At 42.4% G+C, this 12,086-nt stretch carries 9 protein-coding genes and 1 pseudogene; 3 read left to right on the forward strand and 7 right to left on the reverse strand.

What is annotated here, in order from left to right:
* Positions 1-78: 78 nt before the first annotated feature.
* Positions 79-459 carry a hypothetical protein gene (locus E0H81_RS04045; protein WP_131316722.1) on the forward strand — a complete coding sequence of 127 codons (381 nt, stop codon included), beginning with the start codon at positions 79-81 and terminating at the stop codon, positions 457-459.
* A 52-nt stretch (positions 460-511) separates the two neighbouring features.
* Here E0H81_RS04045 and E0H81_RS04050 read toward each other — a convergent pair whose 3' ends face one another.
* Positions 512-2,188, reverse strand: a complete 1,677-nt coding sequence (locus tag E0H81_RS04050; RefSeq protein ID WP_131316724.1) for an AMP-binding protein — start codon at positions 2,186-2,188, stop codon at positions 512-514.
* Positions 2,189-2,334: 146 nt separating this feature from the next.
* Positions 2,335-4,554 (reverse strand): DNA topoisomerase IV subunit A, encoded by a 2,220-nt coding sequence (gene parC / locus E0H81_RS04055; RefSeq protein ID WP_131316726.1) that lies wholly within the window; start codon positions 4,552-4,554, stop codon positions 2,335-2,337.
* Between the two features lie 290 nt (positions 4,555-4,844).
* Between parC and E0H81_RS04060 the strand changes: the two genes are divergently transcribed.
* Entirely contained in the window at positions 4,845-6,596 is a 1,752-nt protein-coding gene (locus tag E0H81_RS04060) for a hypothetical protein (protein WP_244926494.1), read from the forward strand.
* Between the two features lie 44 nt (positions 6,597-6,640).
* On the opposite strand, the gene niaP is transcribed toward E0H81_RS04060, so the two are convergent.
* The 4 genes from niaP to E0H81_RS04080 form a co-directional block, all read right to left on the reverse strand.
* The gene (gene niaP, locus E0H81_RS04065; RefSeq protein ID WP_131316727.1) at positions 6,641-7,960 is read right to left on the reverse strand and encodes a niacin transporter NiaP; all 1,320 of its coding nucleotides are present in this window, start codon (positions 7,958-7,960) and stop codon (positions 6,641-6,643) included.
* 135 nt (positions 7,961-8,095) lie between these two features.
* Entirely contained in the window at positions 8,096-8,740 is a 645-nt protein-coding gene (locus tag E0H81_RS04070; RefSeq protein WP_131316729.1) for a trimeric intracellular cation channel family protein, read from the reverse strand.
* Positions 8,741-8,800: 60 nt separating this feature from the next.
* Positions 8,801-9,268, reverse strand: a complete 468-nt coding sequence (locus E0H81_RS04075) for a YchJ family protein (RefSeq protein ID WP_131316731.1) — start codon at positions 9,266-9,268, stop codon at positions 8,801-8,803.
* A gap of 85 nt (positions 9,269-9,353) precedes the next feature.
* Entirely contained in the window at positions 9,354-10,931 is a 1,578-nt protein-coding gene (locus tag E0H81_RS04080) for a TerC family protein (protein WP_131316734.1), read from the reverse strand.
* Positions 10,932-11,267: 336 nt separating this feature from the next.
* On the opposite strand from E0H81_RS04080, the gene E0H81_RS04085 reads away from it, so the two are divergent.
* Positions 11,268-11,888 (forward strand): LOG family protein, encoded by a 621-nt coding sequence (locus tag E0H81_RS04085; protein WP_131316740.1) that lies wholly within the window; start codon positions 11,268-11,270, stop codon positions 11,886-11,888.
* A 65-nt stretch (positions 11,889-11,953) separates the two neighbouring features.
* Here E0H81_RS04085 and E0H81_RS16385 read toward each other — a convergent pair.
* A pseudogene (locus E0H81_RS16385) lies at positions 11,954-12,086 on the reverse strand (IS4 family transposase); the annotation flags it as partial.

The following is a 12,086-nucleotide window of genomic DNA, read 5'->3' on the forward strand; positions in this document are numbered from 1 at the left end:
CGATATCATAGCATGACGGTTCAATAATAATTTTTGTTAAATTATAATGTTTTTATTAATGAGCAATAAGGATCCCGTATGGTCAGCCCAGATCAGCAAAAAATGTTGGATGTCCTTGAGAAACAGCGCCTGCATCAACTTAGAGTAGATCGTGTACTCAAAATCGTGTTGCCGATTGTGGGATTTTTACTTTCGGTCATGTGTGCCAATTTAAATAGACTCTCTCTGATTTTTACCATTGTGATTTCAATTACCGCACTTTGGATGGTCGGAATTAAACGTCAAGCCCTGTGGATCTGGACGACAGTCGTTGCACTCTATTGTGTGCTTGATAATTTCTATAGCTTTGGTTCATTTGATTTAAAGCGATACCTTTATCAGGTCGGTAGCATCACGACCTTTATATGGATTATGGGTATAGGCCGCCCTTATATTGATCGCTGGCTGATGAAAGATTAAAAGTTCAGATATAAAAAAAGCGCCGAAAACGGCGCTTTTTAAATTGCAGGGTTTATGCTGTTTTACGTAAATCTTTACGCAAGATTTTACCTACGTTTGATTTTGGCAATTCATCCATAAATTCAACATAACGCGGGCGTTTATAACCGGTTAAGTTTTCTTTAGCAAAAGCCAGTACTTCTTCAGTGGTTAAAGACTGATCTTTTTTCACCACGAATAATTTAGGCACTTCACCTGATTTTTCATCCGGTACACCAATCACTGCAACTTCCAATACTTTTGGATGTTTAGAAACTACATCTTCAATTTCAGAAGGATAAACGTTGAAGCCAGAAACCAGGATCATGTCTTTCTTACGGTCAACAATCTTGATATAACCACGAGAATCCATCACACCAATATCGCCAGTACGGAAGAAACCATTGGTCATGACTTTTTCTGTTTCATCCGGACGGTTCCAATAGCCTTTCATGACTTGTGGACCACGAATCGAGATTTCGCCCTGCTCGCCTAAGGCAACTTCATTGCCATCATCATCCAGAATCGCCACTTCAGTCAGTGGCAACGGAATACCAATTGTGCCGCTGAATTCCATAGATGAAGGTGGGTTCGCAGTCGCAACAGGTGAGGTTTCTGATAAGCCATAACCTTCAATAATGTTCGTACCGGTAACTTTCTTCCATGCTTCAGCTGTAGAAGCCAGAACTGCCATACCACCACCCATCGCCATTTTAAGGTTGCTATGGTCGAGTTGCTTAAACTCTTCATTGTTCACCAATGCATTAAACAAGGTGTTTACTGCCGGGAAGAATGACGGACGGTATTTGTGCAATTCTTTGATAACCGCTGGTAAGTCACGCGGGTTTGGAATCAAAATATTGGCTTGGCCTTTATACATGCCGTACATGGCACATACCATGAACGCAAAAATGTGATAAAGCGGCAATGCACAGAAAATACGGTCATCTTTGGCACCGTCTTGTGCACCAAATTTACTTTGGAATATGCCATCACACTGCAACATGTTCGCAACAAGATTGCGATGAGTCAGCTCTGCACCTTTAGAAACGCCTGTAGTACCGCCTGTGTATTGCAGTACAGCAGTATCACTTAAGGTCAGGTTAGGACGTTTATAATTGCTGGCACTGACTTTCGACATTGCAGCATTGAACTTGATATGACCTGGAATGTCCCAAGCGGGAATTTGCTTACGCACTGAACGCAACACAAAGTTCACTAATGTGCCTTTTAATGCACCTAACATATCGCCAACAGAAGCCACAACCACATGTTTCACCGGGGTTTTACCAATAATGGCTTGATAAACACTGGCAAAGTTTTCAACGATTACCAATGCTTCCGCACCCGAATCGTTTAATTGGTGTTCAAGTTCACGCGAGGTATAAAGTGGATTCACGTTGACCAGAACCAAGCCTGCACGGAATACACCCAATGCAACCACTGGATATTGCAGCACGTTTGGCATCATGACTGCGACGCGAGAACCTTTTGCTAAACCTAAGCTTTGTAAATAGGTGGCAAATTTACGGCTTGCTTCTTCTAGTTCATTAAATGTTAAGACTTTATCCATAAAGATAAAGGCATCACGTGAACCAAATTTTTGAAAATTACGTTCAAAAATATCATTGAGTGAAGTATTTTCTGGTGGTAATTCTACAGTTTCAGGAATCCCCGTTTTTTGGTATTCAGCAAACCAAATCTTTTCCATAATGCCTTTATCTCCAATCTGTAATCTTTAGTTTTCAACTGTTTTCAATGTTATGCGTCATTATTGAACTTATTTATGCATAACATCGCATCCATTTACGCGCATACGAATTATATATAACGTATTTTGATCAATGGATGCTAGTTTTATCTTTGAATGAACAGTCTATTTGCTTTTTGATATCCTCGTGGTAAGAGTTGACCTTTAGTCGCTCTTTTACCTATATATTTCTGAAGATCATCACCTTTTAGTTTTAATTGTTGCTGTCCTGCAACCACTTGAATTATTTCATTTAAACAAAGCAATGTCATGGACAAAATTTGTTCTTTGGCTTCAAGTTGTATCAACTTGTTTCCTTTACCTTTATTCAGGACTGGTAATTCTGACAAATCAACCACCAATAAACGACCAGCGGTACTCAAAATCGCTAAATGCGTATTGGCATCCACCATTTGCAATGGCAATGCTTTGGCAGCGTCTGATACGGTCAAGAAGGATTTACCGGCTTTGGCATTGGTATCCAGCTGTTTTGCATTTGATTTAAAGCCGTAGCCTTGAGAGCTTACCGCAATAACTTCCTGCTCATCTTCTGCAATCATGACCTGAATAAAGCCAATCCCATTTGCAGGAGTAAGTTTGGAGCTTAAGGGCTCACCCAAACCACGTGCCGATGGCAAACTGTTAATCGCAAGTGCATAACTGCGTCCGGTTTCATCCAGCACATAGGCACGTTGATTCGACTTACCGGTTGCATGACTTAAGTACTGGTCGCCTGCCCGGAAATTCAGGTTTTCTGCATCCACCTCATGCCCTTTGGCACAGCGAATCCAGCCCGCTTCTGACAACACCACGGTGACAGGGTCAGCGGGCATCAGGTCTTGTTCACTAATTGCAGCGGCTTCTGCGCGTTGCACGATTGGCGAACGACGGTCATCACCAAATTTCTTGGCATCGTCTTTGAGTTCAGTAATGATCAGATTCTTTAATGATTCCGGATTTGCCAATTGTTCACGAATAATCTTAGCTTTAGCTTCTAGCTCTTCCTGTTCACGGCGAATTTCCATTTCTTCAAGTTTTGCCAAATGACGTAACTTGAGTTCCAGAATGGCTTCGGCCTGAATTTCATCAATACCAAAATGCGCAATCAGTTCGGCTTTGGGATGATCTTCCTCACGAATAATGCGAATGACGGTATCCAGATCCAGATATGCAATCAAAAGACCGGCCAAGATATGCAGGCGTTTTTCAATTTTATTTAAATGGTATTGCAGACGACGGGTGACCGTACTCTTACGAATCTCAATCCATTCCAGCAAAATACGACGAATCGATTTCACTTGTGGACGGCCATCGGCACCAATCATGTTCATATTGACACGATAGCTCGACTCTAAATCGGTCGTTGCGAACAAGTGACTCATCACCGCTTCGGCATCAATACGATTTGAACGCAGCACAATCACCAAACGGGTTGGATTTTTATGATCCGATTCATCTCGAACATCACTCACCAAAGGCAGCTTTTTCGCCTGCATCTGGTCGGCAATTTGACTGATCAGTTTTGAGCCTGAAACCTGATACGGCAGCTCTGTAATCACGATTTCATTTTTTTCTATCGTGTACACCGCACGCATGCGATAACTGCCACGACCTGTAGTTTGAATTTTTAACAAATCCTCAGCTGAGGTAATAATTTCCGCTCTGGTCGGTAGGTCTGGTGCCGGAATATATTCTGCAACTTTTTCATCCGTTAGGTTCGGATTACGAATCAGGGCGATGGTGCCTTTGATCACTTCACGCAGGTTGTGTGGCGGAATATCAGTTGCCATACCTACGGCAATACCGGTTGTACCATTCAACAAAATATTCGGAACACGGGCAGGTAAATTGACAGGTTCTTTCATGGAGCCATCAAAGTTGTCCTGCCAATCACATGTGCCTTGACCAAGTTCAGACAACAGCACTTCACTATAAAGTGAAAGTTTGGCTTCGGTATAACGCATTGCCGCGAAGGATTTCGGATCATCTGGCGAACCCCAGTTGCCCTGACCTTCAATAAACGGATAGCGATAACTAAACGGCTGTGCCATCAGCACCATCGCTTCATAACAGGCAGAGTCACCATGTGGATGGTACTTACCAAGTACATCACCTACCGTACGGGCAGATTTTTTTGGCTTGCCACTATGCTTTAAACCCAGCTCACTCATTGCATATACAATTCGGCGCTGCACGGGTTTTAAGCCGTCACTGATATGCGGCAATGCCCGGTCCATAATCACGTACATGGCATAATTAAGATAAGCTTGCTCAGTAAATTCTGCTACGGAACGATTTTCTGTGGCTTGATGCACAAGGCTGGTCATAAAAGCGTGAAATCCTAAATAATTCGTTTTTGTATCTATGTGGCTATGCTAAGTCGCGAGTGCCGACTACACAAGAGCAGTCAATGATACTGCACGACAAATTGTGTCTTATGAAGTAAAAATATTCATTTTATGTTTACAAAGCAACTAAAAAGCATTAACCGCATAAAAGTAAAATTCTATAAATTTTAAGTATAAATAAGACCTTAATTGGCTATAATGGCTCACACCGTGATATAAATCACATTAATATGCATTTTAATTAACCATAGAACATTCTTTGGAAGCGTATGAATCATCCTGTGCAAATGTATATTCCCTATCAGCTTCGGGTAAAATTAAAACAGATTGATCCTATTTTAGATCAGCAATGGCAACAGCGTCTTAATCTCCTGCTGGCGTCCACAGCTGAACATCTGCATTGCAAGATAGAAGATGATTATTTAAAGCCCAAAAATATTCATTGGAATTACTTATCACAAATTTTTGAATTTAAAGGCCATATTGGTCTACATGAACTTCATAGTTATATCCAGCATTCAGGACTGTTACAGCTTGCGCAAAAAATTCGTGCTACCTTTCAGTATTTAGAAAAATATCAAACTGATGTCCAGATTGCTGATTATTTAGAAACCATTACTTATGAAATTAATAGTCTAGAGCTACAGGACCAAAAAGATATTCAGGCCCAACAGCTATTAAAAAGTGCATTTTTATATGATGCTGCGCTGAGTATTCAGCAGATCAATTTTTCAGTCACCCAGAATTCTCGTGGCTTAACCCAGCATCAAGTACGCTGTTTTATCTTTGAAGTTTTCATGAAAAGTGAAATTTTGGGAAGCTGGTTTGCCCATATTTTGCCCAGTGAATATGCGCAGCAGGAACTGCCTATTTTTCAAGATTATTTTAGTCATGAACAACGTGTACGTGACTTTGAAATTATTCCAACCTCAGATTATTACTTTATTATTGGCAGTTCTGGCGACAGCCGAGTATCTTCTTATTCTATTCGACGCTTTTTAACCGAAGAAAATTTTGGCGTGGCGAATAAGTTTTATATCAGTGGCTTGATTCTTGATCCTAAACAGCTTGATGTTGCAGACTACCTTGAAAACTTTAAACAACAGATGGGAAAAATGATTGGCTTACAATGCCAAATGAACCCTCACATTGTCGAGCTGATGGAGTCATTACATCATTACAATCAACATCAACTTCGGGAAAAAATAACTCAAGTTATTGAAATTAAAGGTTTTTCAATTGATCACCTGATCAATGAGCATTTAACTGAAATTGAAAAAGACTTATGTGTCAACATTCTTGAACCCTTTCAAAACGGTCTCAAAAACAGTATTCAGCAACCCGATGAGTTGGAATTTTGCTTTTTAAATATTCGACGTTTAATGACCGAATTGTTGCACAGTTTTGAAATGTTCTCTCAGGAACCCGCTATTCAATTTAATCCGCATGCACGTCAATTCAAGTACCGACTGATTGCTTATCTAAATTTATTAAAACAGCGTCGTGCTTATATTTTTGTTCAGTTTGAAGACCAAGCTCACTATCGACAGCATCTCAATTTAGTGACGACTCCCTTGGAGCAACTGCAAGATCAGGTAAATGGTGCCATTGAACAAAGTCGTCTCGTGCAACAGCAGCTGCGTCAATTGGAACGCGATACCAAACAATCGCCCAAAACCAGTTTTTTCAAACGGCTAATCAGTAAATCGGAAAATGACTATAATCAAATAAATGAATTAAAAACATCACTTAAGGAGATCCAGCATCGCTGTTATTTAGAGATCATTCGTATTCAAAAACAATACTCTCAGCACAGCCTTTATTTAGAGTCGAAAAACCTGATCTCTGCGGTTGATCCCAAAGTACGCCATTATGCCTTTGCAGATGGGGAAAATGGCGTAACGCGCTTGCCGCTTTTACTGCAATTGCCTGAGAACCGAGACAGCTTTAACTTGCAAAGTATCGCGTTGATTTTAAATCAGGATGTGGTGCATTCGGCCAAACATTGGGTTATCGACTGATTCCCCATATTTGGTATTCTGCACTTTGATTAACTTATAACGGCTTATAACCCCATCGATTCTAAAGTCTTGCCTTTGGTTTCTTCGCCCAAGACTAAAATTACCAAAGCCACAGCCAGCAATACCGCGGTAAACATTGTAAAGACGTGACTGAAACCATTGTTCATCACCATCATATGCGTGACCACCATCGGTGCCACAATACCGCCCATACGCCCAACTGCAGATGCCCAGCCCGAACCAAAGGCACGGATATTGGTTGGATACTGTTCCGGCGTATAGGTATAAAGCACGCCCCATGCACCCAAGTTAAAGAACGACATCAGGCAACCCCAGAACATAATCATGTTCACGCTATTGGCTTGACCAAAGAAATAAGCCGAAACGGCGCACATGCCAATAAAGCCCGCCAATGTCGCTTTACGCCCGAGTTTTTCCACCAGCCATGCGGCCGCGACATAACCCGGAAGCTGCGCCAAAATCATAATTAGCACATATTCAAAAGACTGCACGATGGTATAACCCTGTTTGACCAGCAAACTTGGCAACCAGGTAAAAATCCCATAATACGAATAAACGATACCGAACCAGATCAGCCAGAGCATTAGGGTACGACGGGCAAATGCACCTGACCAGAGTTGGCGGAAAGAGGTATTCTGTTTTTCCGCAACCGGTTTGACTTCAATGTGCTGAATCACCTCCACGCCACATTGACGTTCCAGTTTCTGAACCAACGCATGCGCTTCTTCAATCCGTCCACGATTAATCAAATACGGCACTGATTCTGGCACTTTTTTCAGAATCATAAACACATAAATGGCAGGTAAACCGCCAATTAAAAATGCGATATGCCAGCCATAACTCGGAATCACGAAATAAGACACCAAGGCTGCAACCAGCCAGCCCAAGCCCCAAAAACTTTCCAGTAAAACAATAAAACGTCCACGCACTTGGGCAGGAATATATTCACTGACCAAAGTTACCGCAACAGGAAGCTGTCCGCCTAGACCTAAACCCACAATAAAACGAAACACCAACAACCAGGTTAAATTGGGTGCAAAGGCACATAAAGCGGTGGCAATACTATAGGTCACCAAAGTAATCGCAAATACGGTACGACGCCCAATTCGGTCAGCTAATCCGCCAGAGAAAACCGCCCCAATAGCCATCCCGACAAAGCCGATCGACACCACCCAGCCTTTTTCAGTCGGAGTCATGTTCCATTCTTCGGCCATGGTGGTCAAAATAAAAGCAATCAGACCGGTATCCATCGCATCGAACATCCAGCCCAGTCCGATCACCCATAGCAAGGTATAGTGAAACTTACCGATGGGTAAGCGTTGTACACGTGAGACTAAATCCATAACAAGATCTCTGATTTGTTGAAAGGATGCATACTGCTTTCCCAACAGGATTTATAATTTTGCTGATTTTTATAGCTTAATTTAAAAATGATGACGGCTTTTTCACCGTTCATCTCAGGTGTTTTATACAAATTATTATGAAGCATCTTTGGACGATGCCGATTGATCATCATCATCTTTATAGATAAATTTCGGCATTTCCAGCCCAAAGTAGATGGCGATACAGCGTAAAGAGAAACCGAAAATCAGGGTCGAAATCACGGTCACTTCTAACGAGAAGCCAATCTCCTGGCAAACCCAGTAACAGATGACTGAAACAAAGGAAATACTGGCATACAGTTCACGGCGGAACACCAAGGGTACATCATTACACAGGATATCACGCAGAATACCGCCAGAAACACCAGTAAGAACACCAGCCACGGCAGAAACCACAAAACCATGCCCCATCTGAAGTGCAATCTGGCAACCAATCACGGTAAAGCCAATCAGGCCCATGGCATCCAGAATCAGGAAGATGGAGCGCAAATGACGCATCCATTTGGCAATCAGGATAGTGACAAAGGCAGCCGCGCAGGTCAGCACAAGATATTCAGGATGTTTGACCCAAGTCAGTGGATAATGTCCGAGCAAGACATCTCGAACTGAACCGCCACCAAGTGCAGTCACACAAGCAATCAGCGTCACCCCAAACCAATCCATACTACGCCGACCAGCCGACAGAGCCCCGGTCATGGCTTCGGCCGTAATCGCAATAATATAAATCACTAATAGCAACATTGCCCTTCTTCCACTGAGGGTAATCGATGCGCGTTATTCTAAGGCAAATTCAGATGAAATTTACAGATATTGTGCACAACATTGTTTAAATTTTTTCCCTGATCCACAAATGCAGGGTTGCTTCATGGTGATTTGCATATCAGTGGTCGGATCAAGGAAATACCACGCTCCATCATGCAATACAAAATGTGAAAATTCATGATGAACCTGTGCCTGTTTACCATCATGGTAATGTGCCTTAAATTCAACTTGTGCATGATTTTTATCTATTTTTTCTTTAACTTGCACAATTTCCAGCTTGAGCCATTGGTTGGATTTACTCCAGTCAGCAATGGCAGCCACATCCAAGGCCTGCTGCTGTCCGAGGGTGGTGGTTTTAACAATATAATCAATCTCATGCTTGGAAAATGCACTATAACGTGAACGCATCAGCTGTTCTGCGCTTTGTGCTTTCATCTGCCCCAAATGTAGCGGTTGGCAACAGCTGGCATACATTCCTAGACCACATGGACAATTGCTTTCTGACATCAAATTTTCCCAATAAAAAATAGCCCGACGATGCGAGCTATTTTAATCAATTATCTGGGTTTAAAAATCATTTACCGTAATTTAGTTAATCATCGGCATCGTTTTCAATTTGCGGAATGATATGGACTTTATCAATCTTATGACCGTCCATCGTCACCACTTCAAAAATATAACCGTCGGCTTCGAGTTTTGCGCCACTTTCCGGTAAATGACCTAGGTGATGCAAGATATATCCCGACAAGGTTGAATACTGTTCAGACTCATCCACCAAGTCACATCCTAAAAGTAAGGAGACGTGACGAATATCGGTGGAACCTTCTAGAATTAAAGTACCGTCTTCCAAACTTTCTGCTGCAGTTTCAAATTCGTCTTCATCGGGGAATTCACCTGCAATCGCTTCAAGCACATCAATCGGGGTTGCAATCCCTTCAATCGAACCATATTCATTCAGGACAATCGCCAATTGTAACGGTGCTTGGCGTAACTGCTCCATCACCATCAACACTTGGGCATTTTCATGCACAATCACCGGTTCACGTAAGTGACGTTCAAAATTGAGTACACCGGTTTCAATGTATTCATTCATCACTTTATGGGTCAGGACTACACCGGCAATATTGTCCAGCTCACCATGCGCAACAATTAAACGCGAATGGGTCATGCTCAACAACTGTTCCTTAATGGCAGCATCGTCTTCGTCTAAATCAATCCATTCCAGTTCAGGACGCGGGGTCATCACCGATTTCACCGGCCGTTCAGACAGTCCAAGCACCCCTTGCACCATCACACTATGATAAGCGCCATTTTGTTCATTAAAGACTTCATCGGCAAATGCACGGGTTGCAAGTACATCCTCGTTATCATTATTTTGTGATTCTGACTTGCCACCGAGCATACGCATTACTGCAGAAGCTGTACGGTAACGTAAGTCTGTGGTGGTCACCATTTTCTCCTGATTACGGCGCATGGTCTGGTTAATAAACTCAACCACCACAGAGAAACCAATTGCAGCATATAAATAGCCTTTTGGAATATGGAAACCAAAACCTTCAACAATGAGTGAGAAACCAATCATCATCAAGAAGCCTAAACATAGAATCACTACGGTTGGATGCTTGTTGACGAAATCCATCAGCGGTTTCGAGGCCCAAAGCATAATGCCGACTGCAATAATCACTGCAATCATCATCACAGAAAGGTCTTTCACCATTCCGACTGCAGTAATCACACTGTCTAGAGAGAAAACTGCATCCAGCACCACAATTTGAACAATCACCATCCAGAAAGCAGCATGCACCGGATTTTCTTCTTTCTGCGGTTGCGTTCCTTCAATGCGTTCATGCAGTTCCATGGTGCCTTTAAATAAAAGGAACACACCACCAAACAACAGAATCAGGTCTCGACCGGAGAAAGGATGCTCCAGAATATGGAACAGGGGTTCGGTTAAGGTCACGACCCAGGCAATGGAAGCCAGCAGAACCAGGCGCATAGCCAAAGCCAGGAGCAACCCGACAATACGCCCTGTGTTGCGCTGGTGTGGTGGAAGTTTTTCCGCCAAAATGGCAATAAAGACCAGATTGTCGATCCCGAGAACAATTTCTAAAACCACCAAAGTGGCCAGCCCAATCCATGCAGATGGATCTGACATCCATTCAAAGATCATTGGATGTTCTCCTGCAGGGGATTGAGGTCTGATTTTAGAGGGTTCATATTAAAATCGGCGAATATTCTATGAACAGCATTCTGTATAATTTTTGCGGAAGAATTGAGATGTTCAGAGCGAGGACAACCACTACCCATGTTGATTCATTTATTGGAAAACAGATTTTTAGTATAGCAAGATGAACTGGAAATTCATCTTTTTTTCAGTCCTCAACCTTTTCTCTTCCCCGGTTTTAACAAATCTTTGCAAAGGCTGTGCATGACATCACATGCCGTATCATATTTTCAGACTAAGCTAGAGCATGAAAAAATAAAGTGCTATGGTAAAAATATAATGATGGACAGTGTATTAAAAATGACTGCAAAACATAAAAATCCAACTCCCAAAACCAATCAGCCTTTAATTGCCCTGTATTGCGGCTCGCGTTCAGGCAACAAGCCCATTTACCAGGAAAAAGCCATTGCTCTGGCTCAGAGTCTTTCGGACTTGGGTTTTGGACTGGTCTATGGCGGTGCAAGTATTGGCTTGATGGGCCAAGTCGCTGATGCGTTCAGACAGCGTGGCGGTCAAACGGTCGGGGTGATTCCAGAATTTATGCTGGATTATGAAATTGCGCATAACCAGCTCACCGAATTGCATATTGTAGAGAGCATGCATGAACGCAAAGCCATGATGGCGGAGCGTGCCAGTGCTTTTGTTGCACTGCCTGGTGGCTTGGGTACTTTTGAAGAAATTCTGGAAATTGCCACTTGGGGCCAGCTGAATCAGCACCAAAAACCGATGATGCTGTATAACGTCAATGGCTTTTATGATGCCTTAATTGCCCAGCTTGATCATGCGGTCAGTGAAGGCTTTCTACCGCCCCAGCATCGGGCAAAACTGATTATTTGCAATCATGCAGATCAGATTGTGAATGCAGTTAAAAATCTTGGCGCTCCAAAGCATTTTGCCATTTAAATTGATGTCATCACATTAAAAAACCATAAAAAAGCGAGCTCATGGCCACTGCTGTCCCACAATTTTTACAAGAGGAAGCTCATTTAAGCTTCTCTTGTTTGATGGGGACTTTATCGGGTGAAAATAACGCTTTTAAGGTTTTTATTTCAAATAAATTCACTTGAATTATTCTGAGTAAGCGCTGAACTGTCCAGCCTT

Origin of the sequence: Acinetobacter terrestris (genome assembly GCF_004331155.1) — a bacterium.
In the GTDB taxonomy this organism is placed as follows: Bacteria; Pseudomonadota; Gammaproteobacteria; order Pseudomonadales; family Moraxellaceae; genus Acinetobacter; species Acinetobacter terrestris.